Raw genomic sequence first — 20,570 nt, 5'->3', positions numbered from 1 at the left:
GTAATGGTACTTTCTTTTGTTTCCTTGTGAACTTCTCATTATTGTAGGTTGGTGTTATCCTAAAGAAAGTATCTTTCTCAGATACTTTCTTTATATTTTCAGTCTAATCTATTTAAAATTTAAAACTCAGTTGCACGTCTACTAAAGAGTAGTTCGGCTTTGCTAAGCTACGGTCGTGAACATAAGCATATTCAGTTGAAAGCAGCACATTCTTATTAAATTGGTAGTTTAAACCAACTTCGTATAATGTGCGTTGTTTTTCTGCGCCCTTTGAAGGTTGGTACATATCGTAACGTGCTTTTCCATACAGTTTTTCCTTTACTATAGGTGCTATCACTAAAGCATAAACTCCTTGTGCTTTACTGCCATTACTACCTATATTACAGTCTTTTGCTGCAGCATCATTTGTGTTTACAAGCGACTTTGCAAAAGCTTCTCCTGTAGAATGTGCATATTCTGAACGGAATGTCCAGTCGTTTACTATATATTCGGCAGAAACTGCATAGCGACGTTGTTGCAACTTACGTACGCCTGTTTGTGGTGCACCAGTAGCATCAATCCATGTTCCTTTACGAGCATACGAACCAGTCCAACCAAACCAACCAATACGCATACCTTTTACAGGCATAACCCAAACACCACCGATAATATTTTTTTGTTCGTCTACGTCTTTCACGTTAATTCCTTGTCCGTTAAACACGCCGACCTGATAGTGTAGCAAATTTCTTCCAGCAGAATTCTTCAGAAAATCGCCTTGAATTTGTACTCCTATATCGCGTCCATTTGAACTATGTGTTCCTGCTCTATCTGCAAACCCTGCAAATTTGCTAACGACTTGTGAATACCCCATAAACCCTTGTGTAATAGGGTGGATTGGATTCTCAAAAGTGAATGGGTTCTTGAACTGACCAATTTTTACACGGAAGAATGTGTACTTTTGCCATTCTGTGAACAAATCGACTACACGTGGCGATGAGCCTAAAGTAGACGTATTGCCATTAAACTGAATTTGTACTTTCCATGCCCAATCGTTAAAAAGACGTCCGTCGAGTGAAACACGACCTAAACGTAGATTGAACGAATTAGATTTTGCCTTGTCTTGATTAGTAAACTGGTACTGCGCTATGCCATACCCTGATAGCTTCACATTGTCGATCCACTTTGCTGTCTGTGCAGATACATTAGAGAATGCTAACGCTATGGCAGCTAACATAAAGATTTTTTTCATATATTTACCTTTGAATATTAAGTTTATAGTTTCACTCTGCAAAGATACAGACAATTTGTAAAAAATGAGAACATTTCTTAAAACTTTCGCTAAAAGTATTATAAAATATGCCTATTGCCTTGCTTTACTACCGTCTATGAAGAATGATATAATGGAATATTATGGCGTTAAAGCTTCTCTCTTTTATTTAACGTGTGTTATGTAAATAGGAAAAAATAACTAACTTTGCAGCAAATATTAAAATATGAGTAGGAAAAGAAAATCATTACCTATATTAGAGAATGTAGAAATAGAGTCTGTTGCTGCAGAAGGTAAATGTGTAGCACACGTAAACGATATGGTTGTGTTTGTACCTTTTGTTGTACCAGGTGATATTGTAGACTTGCAAGTGCGCAAGAAACGACACAGCTATTGTGAAGCAACTGTACTGAGAATGATACAGCCTAGTCCTATGCGTATTACTCCTAAATGCGAACATTTTGGTGTCTGTGGTGGGTGTAAATGGCAAAACCTTCCTTATAAAGAACAGTTGGTTTCCAAACAACAACAAGTTCTCGACCAACTAAAACGTATTGGAAAGGTTGAACTGCCAATGATATCTCCCATATTGGGGTCTGAGAAAACAGAGGAATATCGCAATAAGCTTGAGTTTGCCTGTTCAAATAAACGGTGGTATACCAAAGAAGAGTTAGATGCATTACCTGAAGGGGTTGGGTTAGCTCAGGGAGCAATAGGATTTCATATAACAGGCGCCTTTGATAAGATTTATCCTATTAATAAATGTGTGCTTATGGACAACTATTGTAATAAGGTAAGGAATGCTATTTACAATTATGCTGTGGAGCACAAACTTAGTTTTTACGATATCAGAGAACAACACGGTTTGTTACGCGACATTATGATGCGAAATTCAAACACGGGCGAATGGTTGGTGCTTGTTCAGTTTCATTACGATGAGGTGGACGATGAAGAATGTGCTATGAACTTAATGCAGTTCATTGCCGATGAGTTTCCTGAAATTACATCATTATTATATGTAGATAATCAGAAAGGTAACGATACTTTCAACGATTTAGAATTGACAGTATTTAAAGGTAACGACCATATATTTGAGTTAATGGAGGATCTTCGCTTTAAGGTTGGTGCCAAAAGTTTCTATCAAACCAATACAGACCAAGCTTACCATTTGTATAGTGTTGCGCGCAACTTTGCCAAACTTACTGGTAATGAATTGGTTTACGATCTATATACAGGTACGGGAACCATTGCAAACTTTGTAGCTAAAAAGGCTAAAAAGGTGATAGGCATTGAATATGTGCCTGAAGCAATAGAAGATGCAAAAATAAATTCGGAAATAAACGAAATATCCAACACGCTGTTCTATGCTGGCGATATGAAAGATATTCTAACCGAAGCATTCGTAAAACAACATGGACGCCCAGATGTCATTATAACCGATCCTCCTCGTGCTGGTATGCATGCCGATGTAGTGAATGTTATATTGGGTGCACATCCCAAACGAATTGTTTATGTAAGTTGTAATCCTGCAACACAAGCTCGCGACTTAGCACTTTTAGATAGAGACTATAAAGTTGTAGCCGTTCAGCCAGTTGATATGTTCCCACATACGCCTCATGTAGAGAATGTTGTTTTGTTGGAAACTAAGTAATTGAAACTTTAATAAAATGTGTATATTAATATTCACTTATAATTTATAATGAATTATGAATATATAATATACGAAAGGGGGTGTACCAGATAGGTATACCTCTTATAATTTTATGTAAAGTTAGCCTGAAAAACATTATGAATATGATAGTTCTCCGTCATCTTCTGCAACTTTTTTCTCTACGTTTTATTCTTGTTTATTTGTGTTCTAACATAATGTAATATAACTGCATTGCCTTATACAGCTGGAAAGATATACCGTTTGAATTAGCCAGTTTACGTTATCAAATCAATGGTTCTGACGAAAATGAATAATGAATTTATAACCACTGCCTATAGTCTGTCTACCAATGGAATAGAACGCCTCAGGTGTTTATAAAAGTCAATGCAATATAGTTACTTTTGTTTTAGATATCTATCACGATCGTCTCAGATATCTGTGAGTTGCGTTTCAGATATCTGTCAGTTACAAATTAGATATCACAAAAAGCAGCAACCTTTATAATGCTATATTATACCACTTGAAAGATATTTATTCTGCTGAGATTTATAATGCCTTTTATGCTACAATTAAGCTAAGCAAAGTTACTTAGCAATACAGCTATCTGTTCGGCATCGCCTAACGACATAGTTTGGTTGCACGGAATGGAAAGTTCTTCCCGATGAATACGTTCTGTAAGTGGGAATGAAAGAGTATTCCATTCCTTATATGCTTTTTGTTTGTGGGGTGGAATAGGGTAGTGAATGAGAGTCTGTACACCGTTATCTGTTAAGTATTCCTGTAATTTATCGCGTTCTGCACAGAGTATTGGAAATATGTGATAGACGTTATCACGGTTTAAAGCTTTAGGAATGGTAATACGCTCATTCTCTATATGTTGTTCAAAGTAATGGGCAATTTCTTTCCTACGTTCATTTTCCTCATCGAGATACTTTAGTTTTATACTGAGCACAGCAGCTTGTATTTCGTCCATACGACTATTTTTACCTTGAAACTCGAATACATATTTGCGGTTCGAACCGTAATTAGCAAGCGCCCGAATAGTTTTGGTTAGTTCCAAGTCGTTTGTGGTTATGGCACCAGCATCGCCCAATGCACCAAGATTTTTGCCTGGATAGAAGCTGTGAGCTGCTGCATTGCCAAGGCTTCCTGTATGCTTACCGTTAAAGGTGCAACCATGTGCCTGTGCATTGTCTTCTATCAGCTTTATATTATGGCGTTTACAAATATTTCCTATTCTTTCTGTATATGCACACCGACCATATAAATGTACGAGCATAATGGCACGAGTGCGATGTGTGATAGCAGCTTCTATACGGCTGTCGTCTATTTCTAACGTTGCGATATCAGGTTCTACTAGTATGGGCGTAAGGTTATTTTCGGTTATAGCTAATATGGTGGCAATGTAAGTGTTAGCAGGTACAATTACTTCGTCGCCATCGTGAAGTTGTCCAAGCTCTTTGTAAGCACGCAGAATAAGATATAGAGCATCGAGTCCATTTCCACAACTAACACAATGTTGCGTACCAATGTAGGTGCGATAATGCTCTTCAAAATGTTTAACAGCATTGCCGTTAAGATACCAGCCCGATGCCACAACGTTTGAAATAGCCTTGTTTATTTCGTCTTTGTGCATCGCTGTGATGCGTTTGAGTGATAAATATTCTATCATAAAACTGATATATTCCATTTGTAAGTGTCGTAACAAATACCTCGTCCGCCAAATCCTTCTTTCTGGTGGATAAGCTGCTGATTTAGTATTGTACCTCCATCTTCGGTACTTTTACCAAAGTCGAAATAACCATCTCTGCCCTTATACACATTATTTATTATATAATCGAACAACAAATCCAGTGATCCCATTGCTTTCCCCTTTGGTGATGCTGAAATATATTGTGTATGAACAACGTTCGGTGTTTCATAGATGAGAGTGCCACCCAGTGGTTCTTTGTCGGTTGTTGTAGCTAAGTAAAGTTTTATTTGCTTTGGGAATCTACTTCTTAAGAGTTCTAATTCTGCTAAAGAATGTACAGGGTGTGTATTGTATTTGGTGGTAAGATTATTATTGAGAATATTCCAAAATGCAGCTAAATCTTGACTTTCTCCTACGAGAATGCCATTTTTGATAGCCTTTCGAATGCCACTTCTGCGACTTTCGGTAAACTTTCGTACGTTGTGGAGACTGAACGATGATGAAATATCGCGGCTGATGAGTTGTGCGTGGCAAATATTGGTAAGTGCATAGAGGTCCTCTTCGGCAGGAATACGGTGGTAGATATATGGAATAGCTTTGTAGATTACTTGTTTTATACCCATTTCCTTGAGCAAAATGTTCAGTTCAGAAAAGATGTTGCATATCTTCTCAGCAGTAATTTTCTCTGTAGTGAGTAATCCTCCATAAGTAAGTCCATGATGCGAATATAGGGTATCGCCTTCCCTATTGGCAGGTAACACAGCAACGATGTGCCCTTTCTCCATTATAAGAAACGAACAGTCAGCAAACCTATCAGCATGATAGTCCATATAATTGCGATTGAAAAGAAAGGTGCCTTGCTTGGAAATAGAAACAAATTCATTCCATTTCACGGCATCGTCAAGGTTATACTGTTTAATCTCAATCATATTATGGTATTCTTTAATATATGCTATTCCAAAATTTAAAATAATAGCAAGTTATATGTAAGCTTTCGTTCCGAATGTGTTTCCCTTCACCATTCTTATTTTGTTTTGCCTATGAATTTTAAATACTCATCATAGTTTCTGATGTAGTCGCTTTCGTCGAAAGGATCTTCAGCCAACACTAAGCATACTGCACCAGAAGAGAAATCCTCAAGTGTTCTCCATGTGTCTGTGTTTACAAGTAAGCCTTGATAAGGGTGATTGAGTAAGAAAGATTCTTTTTCTGTGCCATTGTCGAGTGTAACAGTGAAAGAACCGTTTGCAGCAATAATAAATTCGCGACAATGTTTGTGCGAGTGTCCGCCACGATTTTCTCCTCCCGGCACATCGTAAACCCAATAAACGCGTGCAATATTAAAAGGAATGTCTTTCATTTCTTCTGCTACAGTAAGGTTGCCACGACGGTCTAATCGTTTTGGCAATTCAATTATCTTTCCTATTTTTGTCATACTTGTGAGTTTAAGAACTTCCCCTGACCAGTTTTAAAGGACAGGGGAATGATTCTGTTTATCGGTTTCCGTACATCTCTTCGTAGTACTTCTGATAATCACCACTAGTTACTTCTTCTATCCATGACTGATTCTCCAAATTCCATTTAATGGTATTCACAATACCATCGGCAAATTTCGTCTCAGGATACCAGCCTAATTCGTTTTTTATTTTTGTTGGATCAATTGCGTAACGTGCGTCATGGCCGAGTCGGTCAGCAACGTGTGTAATCAAATCGTTGTTTATCCATGAGATATCAATATTGCCATTCTCATCTTTCACTTGTTTCTTTAAAACTTTGCGAAGCTCTTTGTCTTCAGCCATCATATCGTGAATAGTTTTAATGGTAAGCTTAACAATGTCGATGTTCTTCATTTCGTTGTGTCCACCAACATTGTAAACCTGTCCTACACGTCCTTCGCGAACTACCATATCAATAGCTTTGCAGTGATCTTCTACGTATAGCCAGTCGCGGACATTTAAGCCTTCGCCATATACGGGAAGTGGTTTACCTGCAAGAATATTATTGATGATTAATGGAATTAACTTTTCGGGGAAGTGGTAAGGACCATAGTTGTTAGAGCAACGTGTAATGCTGATGGGCATGTGGTACGTATCGTGGTATGCCATAACAAACATATCGGCACTGGTTTTACTTGCCGAATATGGGCTGTGAGGGCATAGTGGAGTTTTTTCGGTAAAATATCCCTCTGCCCCAAGCGAACCATAGACCTCATCGGTAGACACCTGATGGTAACGTTTTCCTTCTTTCCACGTAGGGTAACCCTGCTCGTCTTTGCCCGTAACCCATGCACGGCGAGCAGCGTCCATAAGGTTCTGAGTACCCAATATGTTTACGCTCAAGAATAGTTGTGGGTCTTCTATAGAGCGGTCCACATGGCTTTCAGCAGCGAAATTTACAAGATAGTCAATATCGTTTTCAGCAAACAGTTTATCAATCAATTCTCTGTCGCGAATGTCGCCTTTTACAAAGAAGCATCGTTTATCGTCAATATCATCTTTAATTGTTCCTAAGTTACCAGCGTAAGTTAATGCGTCAAGTACAATAATCTTAATATCTTCGTTCACATACTTTTTGTGAAGCAGATACTTAATGTAGTTTGCGCCGATAAATCCAGCAGCACCAGTTACTAAATAAGTTTTCATAAGTTGTTAATATTTTGTATCTTAATTATTTATTTCTGTTGTTTGATAATGTAATAACTTCACAATCGCCCATTTTATTGCCTTCAATAGCGAGTCTTACAATGGTTCTCTCTTTGTGAAATCCTTGTAAGCCTGCTGCTCCTGGGTTTATATGTAGCAGATTTAATGTTTTGTCGTACATTATCTTTAATATATGCGAGTGTCCGTCTACGAAGAGATTAGGTGGCGAATAGTAGAGTGTATTACGTATTGATTGGTCGTATCTGCCTGGATAGCCACCAATATGTTTAAGCAAAACGTCTACATCTTCACATCTAAATCTCTGTATTTCGGGATAGCGTGCACGAATATCATAGCCGTCACAGTTACCATATACAGCTCTGAAAGTAGGTTTCATAGCTTCGAACTTATTGGCTATCTCTAATGCCCCAATGTCGCCAGCATGCCAAATCTCATCGCAGTCTTTCAGATAGAATTCGTATTTCTCGTCCCAATAGGCGTGTGTATCGCTTATAATGCCAATTCTCTTCATACAGAATTTACTCTATTGCCAGCTTCTTTCGTATAAAACAAGCTATGAAATCTTTTGTTTCTTCTATTCCTAATATACTTGCATCTACGCAAAGGTCGTAGCTTTCGGCGTGTCCCCATACTTTTCCTGTGTAGTAATTGTAATATTTTGCACGTTCGCTTTCTTTATTCTCAATTACTTTTATGGCTTCTTCTTTTGTGCAACCAAGTCGTTCGCTTACGTTTTTCGCTCTTGAGTTAATGTTTGCTGTTATGAAAACATTAATTATGTTGGGATTTTCGCGCAATACATAGTCGGCTGTTCTTCCTACGAATACGCAGCGATTATTTTCTTCAGCTGCTTTTCGAATAACATCGCACTGAAATTGATAGAGACCTTCTTGCGAGAAGTTGTTTTTGTAGAAATCGTTATTGCTAAATATAGGCAGGTTTATTTGGAAGTGCGATTTTAGAAATCTCTTCTGTTCGTCGTTTTTCTCAAAGAACTTTTCTGAGAAACCACTCTCTTTTGCTGCAAGATTCAGTATTTCTTTATCGTAGAACTGACAATTAAATTCGTTGGCAAGTGCTTTAGCTACTAAGCTTCCACCGCTTCCAAGTTGTCGTCCAACGTTTATTATTAGTTTCTTTTCCATAAGCGAGAGGTTATTTGTTTCAACTGTTTTTGCTTTGCATATCTTTCTTAAATCGTCTAAGATATACTGTCATTGTTATTATTGCCACTACAACAGCTATGAAGTCGCTTGTTGGCATTGATGCCCAAACTCCATTTATTCCATAGAAATTTGGTAGTAGAATGAGTAATGGAAGTAAGAACAATAGTTGCCGAGAGAGCGATAGGAATATGCTAATCTTTACTTTTCCTATGCATTGGAAGAAGTTGGTTATTACCATTTGGCAACCTATAAGCGGGAACATCATCATTATGATGTGTAGTGCATTGATTGATCTTTTTATGAGTTCTGGATTGGTGGTGAAGAGGCGCACGCAATGGTATGGAACAAACATAGCGAGCGACCAGCCTGTTAGCATAATGCAAGTTGCTGTTATGATGGACAACTTCACTACTCGCATCATTCTTTCGTATTGTTGTGCTCCGTAGTTGTAGCCTGCTATAGGTTGCATTCCTTGGTTAAGACCTATTACAAACATTATGAATATCATCGCTATGCTGTTGCCTATGCCGTATGCTCCCACCGACATATCGCCTCCGAACCGCACTAACTGGTTGTTTATGAAGATGACAATGACACAGGCGCAAGCATTCATTAAGAAAGGAGATATTCCTATGGATATAATGTTCTTCACTAAGTTAGCTTTTAGTTTGTATATGCCTCGTTTTAAATGCAATAGTTCGTTCTTGTTTGCAAATAGTGTCATTTGCCAGCATAGGGCTAATGTTTGTGATATTATTGTGGCGAGTGCTGCTCCTTTTATGCCCCAATGCCACCAGCGTATGAAAACAACATCTAACAATATGTTCATTACTACTGTGAAAATGGTGGCACACATTGCTTTCTTTGGTTTAGATGCTGCACGCAATACGGCATTCATACCGAAGTACATGTGCGAAAACACATTGCCTAAGAGTATGGTATGCATAAAGTCGTGCGCATAGGGGAGGGTGGCATCGCTTGCTCCGAAAAAACGGAGTATTGGATCGAGGAATAATAGGCAGACGCCAGCAAATGTTAATCCTACAATAAGGTTCAAGGTGATGGTGTTACCAAGTATGTTTTCTGCCGTCTGATAGTCTTTCTGTCCTAACTTTACACTAATGGTTGTTGAGGCTCCGATGCCTACTGCTGCACCAAATGCGGCTGCAAGGTTCATGAATGGAAATGTTATAGCAAGCCCCGAAATAGCCATTGGACCTACTATTTGCCCTATGAATATGCGGTCGATTATGTTGTAGAGCGATGCTGCCGTCATTGCCGTAATGGCTGGTAGCGCATATTGCGCTAATAGCTTGCCTACTGGTTTTGTGCCAAGTTCTAATGTTGCTTTCTTATTATCCATTCAAGAAGTTGTATGTGTTTGCAAAAGTACTAAAAAAAAACGATACAGCTTCTTATAACCTAATAATTATGGTATTTGTAGCTGATGTGGTGCTTTTGGTGGCTAACACTTATAGAATGGTTAAGAATATACGGCTATCCGCAGAGTTATCACTCTGATATTTCTCCTGATAACTTATAAGCTTTTTGTTAATAGTTTATAAGCTTTTTGTTAATAGCTTATAAGCTTTTTATTGATAGCTTATAAGCTTTTTGTTAATAGTTTATAAGCTTTTTGTTAATAGCTTATAAGCTTTTTATTGATAGCTTATAAGCTTTTGTTTGTTTATGTATAGTCTTCGGGCGGTTTAATTGTGGAATGGGGTGCGTATGGGTATGGAGTTAAAGGAACAAACTATGAGTTTTATGTTCTTATATTATAAATGTTTAAAGGCTATTTATTTGGCTGAAGCGTTGTGAGGTTCTTTGTTTCTGGTGCTTCTATTTATTTGTTTTTATGAGCTTCTGAGCAACAATGTTTTATTTCTGCTTTTGTTATATGGTCGTGGAATTTATTAGAATTGTCTTCTTTTCTGTTGCGCTGTTATAATATGTGTTTATGGTATTGGTTGTGCGAAAACAAAAATAGGAAGAAAACTATTTAGCTTTCTTCCTATTTGTGTGGAGTTTAATTTCAGGCTCTTACTTGTTCTTGTTCTTTATTTTCTCAATGTAAGCATCGATGGCTGCTACTGCCGTGATGTTTACAATGTCGCGAACGGAACATTCTAAGTCGGTGAAGTGGATAGGTTTGTTTAGTCCCATCTGGATAGGACCAATCACTTCGGTTTCTGGGCTAAAGCCTTGTAGCAGCTTGTAGGCACTGTTGGCTGAAGCAAGATTAGGGAAAATAAGCGTGTTTACACTTTTGCCTTTTAAGCGTGTGAAAGGATATTTCTCGTCGCGCAACTTCTTGTCTAATGCGAAGTTTATTTGCATTTCGCCGTCAATTAACCAGTCGGGGTGCGTTTCTTGTGTTATGGCTAATGCCTCGCGCACTTGTTGTGGCGAGCCTCCCTCGTCGCTACCAAAGTTAGAGAACGATACCATTGCCATTACGGGGTCGTCGTTGAAGAATTTCACAGAGTGGTGAGCAAGGCGCGTTATGTCTACCAGCGCTTCGGCGTTTGGCATACGGTTTATCAGCGTATCGGCAATGTAGTAAATGCCACGCTTAGTATTCAGAATGTGCATTGTGCCGAAGTGTTTGTATTCAGGACGAATGCCAATAACATCTTTTGCAATCTTTATGGTATCGCTGTATTTCGTGTAGAGTCCTGTAATCATAGCGTCAGCATCGCCACTCTCAACCATCGCCATACCAAAGTAGTTTCGTTCGTACATTTTGTCGTAAGCCTCATCGAAAGTGTAGCCTTCTCGTGCCCGTTTTTCAGCCAAGTGTTTTGCGTAATTGGCTCTGCGTCGTTGTTCCTTGTCGGCGCGCATATCAATAAGTTCAATGCCAGTTAGGTCGAGCTTCAGTCGGTTCGCTATGCGTTTAATGCGGTCGGGGTGTCCCAATAAAATAGGTTGGCAAATACCTTCTTGCTTTGCTTGTACAGCAGCCTTTAGCATATTTTGGTGTACACCTTCGGCAAAAACAACTCGTTGTGGGTGGCGTGCAGCAGTTGCGTGTAAATAGCGAGTAAGTTTGGTTTCTTGCCCCAGCATTTGCATTAGGCGTTCTTTGTATGCATCAAAGTCTTTAATAGGCGTTCTTGCCACCCCGCTATCCATTGCAGCCTTTGCCACAGCGGCACTCACCACAGTAATAAGTCGTGGGTCTACAGGTTTCGGTATAAAATATTTTGGTCCAAACGTGAGTTCGTTCACGTGGTACACTTCGTTCACAACATCAGGTACAGGCTGCTTAGCCAGTTCGGCAATGGCGTGCACGGCAGCAAGCTTCATTTCTTCGTTTATGGCTTTAGCGTGCACATCGAGAGCACCTCTAAAGATGTAGGGGAAACCAATAACGTTGTTAATCTGGTTTGGATAATCGGACCGTCCAGTAGACATAATAACGTCTGGTCGTGCTTCTATCGCATCTTCGTAAGAAATCTCAGGCACAGGGTTAGCCAGCGCAAATACGATAGGATTGCTATTCATAGACTGTATCATCTCTTTCGAAAGGATATTGCCCTTTGAGAGTCCTACAAAAACATCAGCACCTTTAATGGCTTCCTCTAACGTGTGTGCGTCTGTACGGTTGGTAGCAAATAGCTTCTTTTGTTCAGTTAAGTTCGGTCGGTCGGCAGTAATAACTCCGTGCGAATCTAACATAAGAATATTCTCTTTCTTTAAGCCTAAAGCTACATATAGTTTCGTACACGAGATGGCAGCAGCACCTGCTCCATTTACAACAAGTCGAACCTTTGTTATATCTTTTCCAGCAACCTCGAGCGCATTTTTCAGACCAGCGGCAGATATAATGGCTGTGCCGTGCTGGTCGTCGTGCATCACCGGAATGTCTAACGTGCGTTTTAGTCTCTCTTCAATAGCAAAACATTCAGGTGCCTTTATATCTTCAAGATTAATTCCACCAAACGTAGGAGCAATCTTTTCAACAGTTTCACAGAATTTGTCGGGGTCAGTTTCGTTAATCTCTATATCGAAAACATCAATGCCACCATAAATTTTAAATAGCAACCCTTTACCTTCCATAACGGGCTTTCCACTCATAGCACCAATGTTACCCAGTCCTAAAACAGCTGTTCCGTTTGTTATAACTGCAACAAGGTTTCCTTTATCGGTATATTTGTAAACGTTGTCTGGATTTTCCTGAATTTCTAAACAAGGGTATGCTACTCCAGGCGAGTAAGCAAGACTTAAATCGGTTTGTGTACTGTGAGATTTTGTAGGAATAACTTCTATCTTTCCTGGGCGACCTTTCTCATGATACGCAAGTGCCGCCTCTTTTGTTATTTTAACCATAATATGATTTTAATACTAACTTAATTTCGCGCACAAAAAGCGTGTGGTTGTGCAAAGTTACTAAATTAAAACAATAAAGATAGTGTTAGTGATTTTATTTTTGTATTTTTGTACTGCTTAATAAACAATGGTAATGATAATAGAAAATGAATATAAGAAAGAGCTAAAAGCAAGAGTACTTTCATTAGCTTCTAAAATGTTCTTTCAATATGGCATTCGTAAAGTGAAAATGAACGATATAGCTGCGCATTTGAAAATATCGAAGCGAACACTTTATGAAATATATCAAAACAAAGAAGACCTGCTTTATGAGGTTGTGATGATGAATGCTAAGCATAAAAAGGAAGAGATAGAGAGGTTTGATAAGCCAGGTCTCAATGTCATCAATATTGTTATGCATGTATTACGGCTGCAAACCGAAGAATTTAATAAAGTTAATCCTTTATTCTACGAAGAATTAGGAAAATATCCTAAGTTGCAGACTTATTTTGCCGCACGAGAAGAAGAGAAATACGAAAAACTTGTTGAATTCATAGAGCGTGGAGTTAGTGAAGGGTGTTTCTTGTCAAATATAGATATAAAGCTATATAGTAGGCTTACTTCAGCTTCTGGCGAATATATAATGACAAATTTTCTATACGATGAGTACAACTACAAAGAAATATTAAAAACCTTTATTATGTTCTACATAAGAAGTATTTGTACTGAGAAAGGTATAAAGCTATTAGATAAAGAGATGGCTAATTTCTTCAAATAATACTACATTTAAGTATTCTACATAAAGTATTAATTACAATGAGATATCTACAAATTACGTTTAAAATAACACCAGACACAGAACTAGCACGTGAACTCTTAGTAGCAATGGCAGGTGAAGTTGGTTGTGATTCGTTTTCGGAAGAAGAGAATGTAGTGATGGGCTATTGCCTTGAAAATGCTTTTGAAGAAGCAGCTTTAAAAGAGGCTATTTCCAACTTTATTCTGCCTAACATAGAAATAGAATACAAAGTAGAGAAGGCAGAAGATAAAAATTGGAATGAAGAATGGGAGAGAGATAACTTTACTCCTATAATAATCAATAATAATTGCATTATCTGTAGTGTAAAAGAAGAAAATCCATATAGGTTGGTAGAAAAAGTAGAAGGTAGAGAACCTTTGCTTGTAAGAATAGATCCGAAGCAGGCATTTGGTTCAGGAACACATGAAACTACACAAATGATAGTATCTCAACTGTTAGAAATGAATTTAAACGGGACTAAAGTGTTAGATTGTGGCTGTGGTACAGGTATTCTTTCAATAATTGCAGCCAAGTGTGGAGCCGAAACAGTTTGTGGTTACGATATTGACGAATGGAGTGTGAGAAATACAATAGAGAATGCAGAAGCCAACAATGTATCACTTGAAGTAAAAGAAGGCGATAAACAAGTTATAGAGAATTTCTCTGAAAAGAAGTTTGATGTTGTTGTTGCAAATATAAATCGTAATATCCTGCTTGCTGATATGTCTGCCTTTGTATGTGCAATGAAAACAAAGGGAATATTAATATTAAGTGGATTTTATGAAGAAGACGTCTCTTTATTAGAAGAAAAAGCACTTAGTCTTGGACTGAGAAAGAGTCAATGTAAAGTGAATCATAAATGGGCGTGTCTGACTTTTTATCAATTTTAGGTTTAGGAATAAGCAATTGCATAAGATTATAATACGAACCATTAAAGATATTTAAATCTACATAGCCTTTTATACCAGGAAGTTTACCTGCATCTGTGTGTTGCCAAAAAAGCCATTTTCCAGGATATTCCATTTTGTCTACATAATAATGAGCAATCCAATATGGATAATCGTCAAAGCGTGAATCAGACAAATATTGGTCTTTGAATTTATAGAAGGTATAGATAATAGGTTTTACATGAAATTTATCTTCAACAATGTGTAGCCATGTAAGAATATTCTGTTGAAATTCTCCTGTGCTAATTCCATTTGGTTTTGTTTCTACATCTAATACAGGAGGTAAATCGCCAGGTTCTAAGGGTGTCATAGCTAAATAGAAATAAGCCTGACGACGAGGTGATGAGTTATTGCTCCAAAAATGATAAACACCCCTAATAAGCCCTGCTTCTTTTGCGTTTGCAAAGTTTGAACGAAAGTTTCGGTCTACGTGGCTATCACCTTCTGTTGATTTCATAAAAACGAAGCGAACAGGCGATTGTTCTATGAGTGCATTACGCAAACGAGCCCAATTAACATTACCCTGGTGATGACTAATATCAATTCCATGTATCTCATATCCGTCAGGATAATCTGGATCACCATAAATAGCACGCCAGCGAAAGCCTGATGGAGCAACTAAGAAAAAATAAAGCCAAAAACAATAAAATAAGGCAATGAATATTCCTCCAATCTGCCATACCCATTTAGGCATTTTATGCAATTTAATGCAAAGTAGATGGATTGTTTTAGGAATATTCATTACCTTATTTATATACCATTATATCTTATTTCAATAAGTGAAAACATCTTTACCTTGTTCCAATGCCAATGTTCTCGTAGTTTGGTCGCAAACATCTGATGGTCCCCAATATTGAATAGGTCCAGGATAGATGTAACTAGTCTCTTTAGCCCACTTGTCTCGTAGTTCTACGAATTTTTTGAATGGAGCTCCTTCAAGATCAACAAGAGCTTTACGGATAACTGGTTTTAATTCACCATTGCGACGTTCCATATTCATCATCATTGTAATTGGTACACCGCCTGCAATCCAATTTTCAGCTTTCTCAGTTGTATTCTTAACAATTGCCATATACCCAGTTTTTCCATTAGCAATAAGTTGAGCTGCAGAAGTACCAAGTGCATAACAATAGTCAGCATCAAAGTTTGATGGAGCGGCACAGCGTCCTTCATATCCTAAGAAATGATGTATTGTAGCGAAGTGTCCGTTGTATTTACCTTGTTTAGCCCATTTATTAAGTTTCATTTCAACCATATCAGAAATAAGTCTTTCTGTCTCAATGAGTGAAACTTGAACATTTCCATGAGGATCTCTGTCTAATGATAATTGTCTTGCAACTCCATCAGGGAGAGTCTCGAATGTGGCTTTATTTTCTTCAGAGAGATGGTCTATAATATAAGCTCGTTGTGCTTCAATGTCAAGATCCTTATAATCGTTTCCATGTTTTGCTAATAAGTCGTTTAATTCCCCAATAAGTCTACCAATAGAAGGAATAAATTCTATAAGCCCTTCTGGAATTAAAACGACTCCATAATTACGTCCATCTTGTGCACGGCGTGCCACAACCTTAGCAATATCTTCAATTATGTCGTTCAGAGATAAATCTTTTGTTTCTATCTCTTCAGAGATTAAACATATATTAGGTTGTGTTTGTAAAGCACATTCAAGTGCAATATGTGAAGCTGAACGTCCCATTAATTTAATGAAATGCCAATACTTCCGTGCAGAGTTACAGTCGCGTGCAATATTTCCTATTAACTCAGAATAGGTTTTAGTAGCAGTATCAAAACCAAACGAAGTTTCTATTTGGTTATTTTTTAAGTCGCCATCAATAGTTTTAGGACAACCGATAACTTGTATTCCATAATTTTTTGCAGCGTAATATTCTGCAAGAACGCACGCATTAGTGTTTGAATCGTCACCACCAACAATTACAAGAGCTCGAATGTCAAGTTCTCGAATAATCTCTAATGCTTTTTCGAATTGTTCTTCTTTCTCTAGTTTAGTACGTCCAGAACCTATTAAATCAAATCCGCCCGTATTTCTATATTTATTAATAAGCGTTTCTGTAATTTCAATATAATTATGATTTACTAAACCTTCAGGTCCCATTAGGAAACCAAACAAACGATTCTCTGGGTTTAACTTTTTAACCTCGTCATATAAACCAGATATAACGTTATGTCCACCAGGAGCCTGTCCGCCAGATAATATTACTCCAACATTTATTCTAACTGAGTCTTGCTTCTCAGCAGGTACGAACTCTACAAGAGGCATACCATAGGTGTTGGGAAATAAATTCTTAATTTCTTTATGATTATCTACGCTTTGAGTTGGTTCTCCCTCTTTAATCTTCACAGCACTTTTAAGTGCCTTTGGAAGTTTTGGTTTATAAGTTGCGCGTTCCTTTTGTAAAGCACTCGTTTCCATCTTCTAATCTTTTTAAACAGTTATTATTGAAACAATCTAATTACTGTTGCAAAAGTAATGTTTTAGATTGACAATTAGGCATAAATGCTGCTAAAATAAGAAATAATACTAATTTTCTTGATACATATTTGTTTTTGCAGTTTTTTTATATTATCTTTGACTCATCAAAATAAATAAAAGGAAAGATAATTCTATAAAAAGATGGGAAATAAAAGAAATTTAAAACGTTTAATAAACGGAATTTGTGGTAGTTTGTTTACTGAAACTATAGCCGCATCACTTTATGGAGATAATACGAACAAGGAAGAGATAGATGCTTTATTAACCTCTATTGTTCTTTTACGTAGTGAATATGTTAGTCGTATTTCGCATGTTGAGCCTGGTATGAGTGCAAAAATATATTTTACTGATTTGAGGAAGAAATTTGATGCAGAAACAAACGAAATAATAGATCAGATTAGTAATTTAGTATAACAATATGCTTAAAAAACTTGCTTCATGGCTTCTTTATAAACAATTAAAATGGAAGAAGAAAGTTACAATTGCTTTTCCTGATAAATTTATAATTTGTCTTGCGCCACATACCAGTAATTGGGATTTTTTCTTTGGACAACTCTACGCGAAGGCTGAAGGTATACGAAGTAATTTCTTAATGAAGAAAGAATGGTTCTTTTGGCCTTTAGGTATGTTTTTAAGAAGAATTGGTGGTATTCCTGTGTTTAGAAGTAAACATACTAGTATGACGGATAGATTAGCAGATTATGCATTAAAGACAGATAAATTTGGTTTATGTATAACCCCGGAAGGAACTCGTTCATTAAATCCGGATTGGAAGAAAGGTTTCTATTATATAGCATTAAAAGCTAATATTCCAATTCTTCTTTACGGATTGGATTATAAAACAAAAACGATAGAGTGTACGCAATCTATTGTGCCAAGTGGAGATATTGAAGCTGATATGAGAACTATTAAACTCTATTTTAAGAATTTTAAGGGAAAGCATCCTGAATCATTCACTATAGGAGAGGTAGACGAATGAAAAAGGATTTTCTTACTTTTATACTATGTTTCGTATTTGTTTTCGAAATATCTGCGCAAACAAAAAAAATTGATTGGGGAAAGTCGGAATATACGGGACGTCCATGGATTGAGAATACTTCTCGTCCAAATACAATTACAGATGGATTAAATGATAGACATTTCTCTATATGGTCTTCTCATGGTCGTTATTATGATGTGAATAAAGGATATTGGAAATGGCAACGTCCGAATCTCTTTGGTACAACAGAAGACTTATATACACAAACCATAGTAATACCATATCTTCTTCCGATGTTGGAGAATGCAGGGGCTGTTGTTATTTCTCCACGTGAACGCGATTGGCAAAAGCAAGAAGTTATAGTGGATAACGACAATCCTAAAATAACAGGTATTATTTCTTACAGTGAAGTAAATAATAAAAAGAAATGGGAAACTATAGAAGGTTCAGGATTTGCATACCATCAAGGGACATACGCTGATGGAGAGAATCCATTTATTGCAGGATCTGCGCGTAAAATAAAATCGAGGAAACGTAATAGCAAACTTAGTTATGTAGCTTATCAACCAAACATTCCTGAAGATGGAGATTATGCTGTCTATGTAAGTTATAAAACTATAAAGAAAAGCGTAGATGATGCTGAATATATTGTTTTTCATAAAGGGCAAGAAACCCATTTTCGAGTGAATCAACAAATGGGTGGTGGTACTTGGGTCTACCTTGGTACATTTGCTTTCGATAAAGGCTGCAATATTTTTAATCGAGTAATATTAACGAATCATAGCAAACACAGAGGTGTTGTTACTGCAGATGCAGTTCGTTTTGGCGGTGGTATGGGAAATATAACTCGAGGAGGACAAATTAGTGGCTTACCTCGTGCACTTGAAGGAGCAAGATATTATACACAATGGGCAGGTGCACCTCGAGATGTTGTCAGTAAAAGTAATGGAACGAATGACTATAATGATGATATTAATTCACGTTCACTTTATACTAATTGGCTTGCAGGCGGATCTTCGTATATACCAAAGAAAGAAGGTTTAAAAGTTCCTATCGAATTAGTCTTAGCTGTACATAGTGATGCTGGAGTAAAAGCAGATGGGACTACAGTAGGAACATTATCTATTTGTACAACACAACAGGGGAATCCAACTTTCGGCAACGGACTTTCGCGTAGAACGTCTCAAACCTTTGCTTCTCAACTCATAACAAATGCGAAGCGCGATATAGAATCTACATTTAAGAAACCTTGGAATACACGTGGTGTTAAAGATGCAAATTATAGCGAAACACGCCTTCCTGACGTTCCATCATCTATCATTGAGACACTTTCTCATCAAAACTTTGCAGATATGAAGTTTGGACAAGATCCTAATTTCAAATTCACACTTGCACGTTCTATATATAAAACTATTCTTCGTTATACGGCATCACTCCATAATAAAGCTTGTATTGTGCAACCATTGGCTCCGGATAACTTTAGAATGGAATATATTTCAAAAAACAAGATACGTTTAAGATGGAATGAAGTAAACGATCCATTAGAGCCTACAGCCAAACCTACATCTTATAATATATATATGGCTACAGGAACAAGTGATTTCGATAATGGTGTAAATGTAAATACCAATTCGTACGAAATGACATTAGAACCCAATGTAGTATATAACTTTCGGATAACAGCGTGTAATCGTGGAGGCGAGAGTTTTCCAACCGAAGTATTATCTGCATACAATAAAGAAGGTGCAAAGCAAACTATTTTAATAGTGAATGGATTTTACCGCCTTTCTTCACCAGCTGTAATTGATAATGATGTAGAACAAGGTTTCAATTTTGAAGCTGACCCTGGAATTAGTTATGGTAAAACCGCAGGGTGGAATGGACGTCAAAGTAATTTTGATAAAACTCAATCAGGTAAAGAAGGGTCTGCTGCTTTAGGATATGGTGGCGATGAGTTTGTAGGAAAGTTCATAGCAGGAAATAATTTCAATTATGTTAGGACACATGCAGATGCAATAGCCTCATGTGGAAATTATAATATAGTGAGTTGTTCAAGTAAGGCGATTGAGAATGGTTATGTAAAACTTCAAAAATATGCGCTTGTAGATTTAGCCTTAGGATTGGAGAAAGATGATGGACATAGTCTATGCTATTATAAGGCTCTCCGTCCCAGTATGCAAACTCAAATAGCAAATTATCTAATGCGTGGTGGTAGAATTCTTGTTAACGGAGCTTATTTTGCTACTGATATGAAAAGTAATGTTGAGCAAGAATGGCTTGCCAAATTCTTTAAGGTTTCTGCAGCAGGAAGTAATCAGGACAATTATAATTCAATAATTAATGGATTAGGTTCACAATTTGATATATATAGGGCAATAAATGAAGAGCATTATGGAGCTTATTCGCCTGATATATTGCAACCTTTAGATACAGCATTTAGTGTTATGAAATATGCAGATAATACTAGTGCTGCTGTAGCTTATAAAGGTTCAGACTTCCGCACTTTTGTTATGGCTTTTCCATTTGAGTGTATTAAGAATAAGGAAATACGTAATAGAATAATGCGTGGTATTGTGGCTTATCTGCTAAATTAATGAAATCGGAATACGAGAGTTGAACAT

At 37.3% G+C, this 20,570-nt stretch carries 17 protein-coding genes; 6 read left to right on the top strand and 11 right to left on the bottom strand.

Annotated elements, in window-relative coordinates; translation table 11 throughout:
- Window positions 1-112: 112 nt before the first annotated feature.
- Window positions 113-1,228: a porin gene (locus DX009_RS06265; RefSeq protein WP_115083822.1), complete on the bottom strand. Its 1,116-nt coding sequence runs from the start codon at window positions 1,226-1,228 to the stop codon at window positions 113-115.
- Window positions 1,229-1,472: 244 nt separating this feature from the next.
- Here DX009_RS06265 and rlmD point away from each other — a divergent pair, with 244 nt between their 5' ends.
- Complete coding sequence (gene rlmD / locus DX009_RS06260; protein WP_115083398.1) at window positions 1,473-2,897, top strand: 23S rRNA (uracil(1939)-C(5))-methyltransferase RlmD; 1,425 nt, start codon at window positions 1,473-1,475, stop codon at window positions 2,895-2,897.
- A gap of 574 nt (window positions 2,898-3,471) precedes the next feature.
- Here rlmD and DX009_RS06255 read toward each other — a convergent pair.
- The 8 genes from DX009_RS06255 to DX009_RS06220 form a co-directional block, all read right to left on the bottom strand.
- On the bottom strand, window positions 3,472-4,569 hold the full coding sequence (locus DX009_RS06255) for a DegT/DnrJ/EryC1/StrS family aminotransferase (RefSeq protein ID WP_115083821.1): 1,098 nt from the start codon (window positions 4,567-4,569) through the stop codon (window positions 3,472-3,474).
- Window positions 4,566-5,519 carry a GNAT family N-acetyltransferase gene (locus tag DX009_RS06250; RefSeq protein ID WP_115083397.1) on the bottom strand — a complete coding sequence of 318 codons (954 nt, stop codon included), beginning with the start codon at window positions 5,517-5,519 and terminating at the stop codon, window positions 4,566-4,568. The genes DX009_RS06255 and DX009_RS06250 overlap by 4 nt, the downstream gene beginning before the upstream one ends.
- Window positions 5,520-5,614: 95 nt before the next feature.
- Window positions 5,615-6,025, bottom strand: coding sequence for a sugar 3,4-ketoisomerase (locus DX009_RS06245; RefSeq protein WP_115083396.1), 411 nt, complete (start codon window positions 6,023-6,025; stop codon window positions 5,615-5,617).
- 58 nt (window positions 6,026-6,083) lie between these two features.
- Window positions 6,084-7,232: a dTDP-glucose 4,6-dehydratase gene (gene rfbB / locus DX009_RS06240; RefSeq protein ID WP_115083395.1), complete on the bottom strand. Its 1,149-nt coding sequence runs from the start codon at window positions 7,230-7,232 to the stop codon at window positions 6,084-6,086.
- Window positions 7,233-7,257: 25 nt separating this feature from the next.
- On the bottom strand, window positions 7,258-7,764 hold the full coding sequence (locus DX009_RS06235; RefSeq protein WP_115083394.1) for a metallophosphoesterase family protein: 507 nt from the start codon (window positions 7,762-7,764) through the stop codon (window positions 7,258-7,260).
- Window positions 7,765-7,771: 7 nt separating this feature from the next.
- Window positions 7,772-8,398 (bottom strand): cytidylate kinase-like family protein, encoded by a 627-nt coding sequence (locus DX009_RS06230; protein WP_115083393.1) that lies wholly within the window; start codon window positions 8,396-8,398, stop codon window positions 7,772-7,774.
- A 19-nt stretch (window positions 8,399-8,417) separates the two neighbouring features.
- Entirely contained in the window at window positions 8,418-9,782 is a 1,365-nt protein-coding gene (locus DX009_RS06225) for an MATE family efflux transporter (protein WP_115083392.1), read from the bottom strand.
- A gap of 680 nt (window positions 9,783-10,462) precedes the next feature.
- On the bottom strand, window positions 10,463-12,754 hold the full coding sequence (locus tag DX009_RS06220; protein WP_115083391.1) for an NADP-dependent malic enzyme: 2,292 nt from the start codon (window positions 12,752-12,754) through the stop codon (window positions 10,463-10,465).
- Window positions 12,755-12,881: 127 nt separating this feature from the next.
- Here DX009_RS06220 and DX009_RS06215 point away from each other — a divergent pair, with 127 nt between their 5' ends.
- The gene (locus tag DX009_RS06215) at window positions 12,882-13,511 is read left to right on the top strand and encodes a TetR/AcrR family transcriptional regulator (protein WP_338091479.1); all 630 of its coding nucleotides are present in this window, start codon (window positions 12,882-12,884) and stop codon (window positions 13,509-13,511) included.
- A gap of 38 nt (window positions 13,512-13,549) precedes the next feature.
- Entirely contained in the window at window positions 13,550-14,422 is an 873-nt protein-coding gene (prmA, locus tag DX009_RS06210; protein WP_115083389.1) for a 50S ribosomal protein L11 methyltransferase, read from the top strand.
- Here prmA and DX009_RS06205 read toward each other — a convergent pair.
- Together DX009_RS06205 and DX009_RS06200 are read right to left on the bottom strand one after the other, a co-directional pair.
- Entirely contained in the window at window positions 14,349-15,221 is an 873-nt protein-coding gene (locus tag DX009_RS06205; protein ID WP_115083388.1) for a glycoside hydrolase family 25 protein, read from the bottom strand. The genes prmA and DX009_RS06205 overlap by 74 nt on opposite strands.
- A gap of 30 nt (window positions 15,222-15,251) precedes the next feature.
- Window positions 15,252-16,910 (bottom strand): diphosphate--fructose-6-phosphate 1-phosphotransferase, encoded by a 1,659-nt coding sequence (locus DX009_RS06200; protein WP_006044710.1) that lies wholly within the window; start codon window positions 16,908-16,910, stop codon window positions 15,252-15,254.
- Window positions 16,911-17,111: 201 nt separating this feature from the next.
- Between DX009_RS06200 and DX009_RS06195 the strand changes: the two genes are divergently transcribed.
- The 3 genes from DX009_RS06195 to DX009_RS06185 are packed head-to-tail and all read left to right on the top strand — an operon-like array spanning window position 17,112 to window position 20,543.
- Complete coding sequence (locus tag DX009_RS06195; RefSeq protein ID WP_006044711.1) at window positions 17,112-17,384, top strand: hypothetical protein; 273 nt, start codon at window positions 17,112-17,114, stop codon at window positions 17,382-17,384.
- Between the two features lie 4 nt (window positions 17,385-17,388).
- The gene (locus tag DX009_RS06190) at window positions 17,389-17,949 is read left to right on the top strand and encodes a 1-acyl-sn-glycerol-3-phosphate acyltransferase (RefSeq protein ID WP_115083387.1); all 561 of its coding nucleotides are present in this window, start codon (window positions 17,389-17,391) and stop codon (window positions 17,947-17,949) included.
- A complete protein-coding gene (locus DX009_RS06185) occupies window positions 17,946-20,543 on the top strand; it encodes a golvesin C-terminal-like domain-containing protein (RefSeq protein WP_115083386.1) in 2,598 nt (865 codons plus the stop codon). The genes DX009_RS06190 and DX009_RS06185 overlap by 4 nt, the downstream gene beginning before the upstream one ends.
- Window positions 20,544-20,570: the final 27 nt, after the last annotated feature.

This window comes from Prevotella pallens (assembly GCF_900454935.1).
Lineage (GTDB): Bacteria > Bacteroidota > Bacteroidia > Bacteroidales > Bacteroidaceae > Prevotella > Prevotella pallens.
Note: the sequence above shows the minus strand (reverse complement) of the source record. Positions and strands in the feature narration are given on the sequence as shown.

Bases quoted from the DNA above. Each gene is read 5' to 3' on its own strand.
- DX009_RS06190 (WP_115083387.1), top strand. From the start codon at position 17,389: ATGCTTAAAAAACTTGCTTCATGGCTTCTTTATAAACAATTAAAATGG.
- DX009_RS06245 (WP_115083396.1), bottom strand. From the start codon at position 6,025: ATGACAAAAATAGGAAAGATAATTGAATTGCCAAAACGATTAGACCGT.
- DX009_RS06225 (WP_115083392.1), bottom strand. From the start codon at position 9,782: ATGGATAATAAGAAAGCAACATTAGAACTTGGCACAAAACCAGTAGGC.
- DX009_RS06255 (WP_115083821.1), bottom strand. From the start codon at position 4,569: ATGATAGAATATTTATCACTCAAACGCATCACAGCGATGCACAAAGAC.
- DX009_RS06220 (WP_115083391.1), bottom strand. From the start codon at position 12,754: ATGGTTAAAATAACAAAAGAGGCGGCACTTGCGTATCATGAGAAAGGT.
- DX009_RS06195 (WP_006044711.1), top strand. From the start codon at position 17,112: ATGGGAAATAAAAGAAATTTAAAACGTTTAATAAACGGAATTTGTGGT.
- DX009_RS06215 (WP_338091479.1), top strand. From the start codon at position 12,882: ATGGTAATGATAATAGAAAATGAATATAAGAAAGAGCTAAAAGCAAGA.
- prmA (WP_115083389.1), top strand. From the start codon at position 13,550: ATGAGATATCTACAAATTACGTTTAAAATAACACCAGACACAGAACTA.
- DX009_RS06235 (WP_115083394.1), bottom strand. From the start codon at position 7,764: ATGAAGAGAATTGGCATTATAAGCGATACACACGCCTATTGGGACGAG.
- DX009_RS06200 (WP_006044710.1), bottom strand. From the start codon at position 16,910: ATGGAAACGAGTGCTTTACAAAAGGAACGCGCAACTTATAAACCAAAA.
- DX009_RS06250 (WP_115083397.1), bottom strand. From the start codon at position 5,519: ATGATTGAGATTAAACAGTATAACCTTGACGATGCCGTGAAATGGAAT.
- rlmD (WP_115083398.1), top strand. From the start codon at position 1,473: ATGAGTAGGAAAAGAAAATCATTACCTATATTAGAGAATGTAGAAATA.
- DX009_RS06205 (WP_115083388.1), bottom strand. From the start codon at position 15,221: ATGAATATTCCTAAAACAATCCATCTACTTTGCATTAAATTGCATAAA.
- DX009_RS06265 (WP_115083822.1), bottom strand. From the start codon at position 1,228: ATGAAAAAAATCTTTATGTTAGCTGCCATAGCGTTAGCATTCTCTAAT.
- DX009_RS06185 (WP_115083386.1), top strand. From the start codon at position 17,946: ATGAAAAAGGATTTTCTTACTTTTATACTATGTTTCGTATTTGTTTTC.
- DX009_RS06230 (WP_115083393.1), bottom strand. From the start codon at position 8,398: ATGGAAAAGAAACTAATAATAAACGTTGGACGACAACTTGGAAGCGGT.
- rfbB (WP_115083395.1), bottom strand. From the start codon at position 7,232: ATGAAAACTTATTTAGTAACTGGTGCTGCTGGATTTATCGGCGCAAAC.